The sequence below is a fragment of the Roseateles sp. P5_E11 genome (assembly GCF_054049355.1).
On record NZ_JBFUMO010000905.1, the window covers coordinates 1 to 1,616 of the forward strand.

General features: G+C 65.2%; 2 protein-coding genes. One reads left to right on the top strand and one right to left on the bottom strand.

Annotation, left to right across the window (positions count from 1 at the left end):
• A partial coding sequence (locus ACXJKR_RS31945) for a type II secretion system F family protein (protein WP_457326272.1) occupies positions 1–853 on the top strand: 853 nt, incomplete at its 5' end.
• Here ACXJKR_RS31945 and ACXJKR_RS31950 read toward each other — a convergent pair.
• Positions 830–1,616 (bottom strand): hypothetical protein (locus tag ACXJKR_RS31950; RefSeq protein WP_457326273.1); only part of this gene is annotated, 787 nt, incomplete at its 5' end. The two genes, ACXJKR_RS31945 and ACXJKR_RS31950, sit on opposite strands and share 24 nt — an antisense overlap.

A 1,616-nucleotide genomic window follows, 5' to 3' on the forward strand; every position in this document is an offset into this window, starting at 1 on the left:
GGCTGGCAGCGGCCTGGAGCTGCCGCCTTATTTGCTGACCCTGGTGCGCGTGGGCGAGGCCAGTGGACAGCTGGCGCAGGCCCTTGCCGAGGGGAGCGAGCAACTCGAAGCRCAACGCCGGGTCGCACAGGAGCTGCGCAACGCCTTGATCTATCCGTGTGTGCTGGTCTTCGCTGGCGTGCTGGCCGTGTTGATCATTTTCCTTGGGGTCATTCCAAAGTTTGCACCGCTGCTGAAGAACTCGCGTGGCCAGGTTCCGGAGCTCTCGATGTGGATCATCGAATCGGCTGTTTTCTTCAAAGCCCACCTCCTGCCGATCGGCCTCGGAGTCGGCGCAGTGGTCATGACGATCGGCGTGCTGTTGTCACGAGCGCCGGTGCGCCGGGCCATCATGGATACGTTGGCGCGTGCGCCGGTGCTCGGCCCCTGGCTGCGCGATGCCGAAGTTGGCCGTTGGGCCACGCTGACCGGCACCATGCTGCGCAACCGCGTGCCACTGCTTGAAGCACTGCGCCTGTCGCGTGGCGCCACCAGCCTGTATGAGTTCGGCGTGCTGGTGGCGTCGGCCACGCGGGCGTTGGAGAACGGACGCAGCCTGTTCGAGGCGATGAGCCACACGGTCTGGATCGCGCCGGCACGCCTGAACCTGATCAAGGTGGGTGAGCGCGCGGGCACGCTGGACGCCATGCTGATGTCGCTCGGCCAGATGCAGACCGATGCGGCGCGCGAGCGTCAGAAGGCAGCGATGGCGTTGATCGAGCCCGTTGCCATCCTCCTCATCGGCGCGGTCATCGGCGTGCTGATGATCTCGGTGATGATGGCCATCACGTCAATGAACACTGGTGCTGTCTGATTTTTCGCTGAAGCGGCTCAGATCGCCCGGAGGCTGCGACGCCAGCCATTGCGACAGAGCAACCGGCGTCGTCACGCGGCCGTCCAGCAACGCCGGCACCAATGAGCGAATGACTGTTGTGCTGAAAGGCGCTGCGTATCGCAGCCCTGACCCGGTCGGCGCGCCAGCGAACCAGACAACAAARGGTACATGCTGGTCGTCGCTCTTGCCCGCTTTGCCCCGGCCCGGGCCGAGCTGGCGTTCGTAGATCGGGCCCCAGAGTTCCTTCTCGCGCAGCCAATGATCCGACGTCAGTACCAACGTGGTGGGCGTGCCGGTGGCGTCAATACTGCTGCGCAGGTCGGCGATCAGACTGGGTATCAGATCGAGGTTGGCACGGTAGTCGGCGCCCAGACCGCGAGTGGCACTCGAAGCCGGCAGAACCATCGGTGGATGCGGCACATTGAGGTGCAGCCAGACCAGCTCGCTGTCGGCTTGGGCCGTGGCACTCAGCGCCGCAGCGCGCAGCCGTTCGAAGCTGCTGCGCCATTGCCGCATGAAGTCCGAGTAGGCGGAGTCGAAGTCGTTGCCCGACCGCACGGCGCGCGCTAGCGCCGCTGCCCAGCCTGGAAAGAATTGCACCGGTTCGGCAAAGCAATGGCGCGCCTGTGCGAACAGCCGGCAGTAGTCGTGGAAGAAGCCCACCACGGACGTGCTGTGGCCGTTCTGGGCCAGCGCACTGATGAGAGTCGGCGTGGTGGCATCGAAGCGCTCCCCGTCCTTG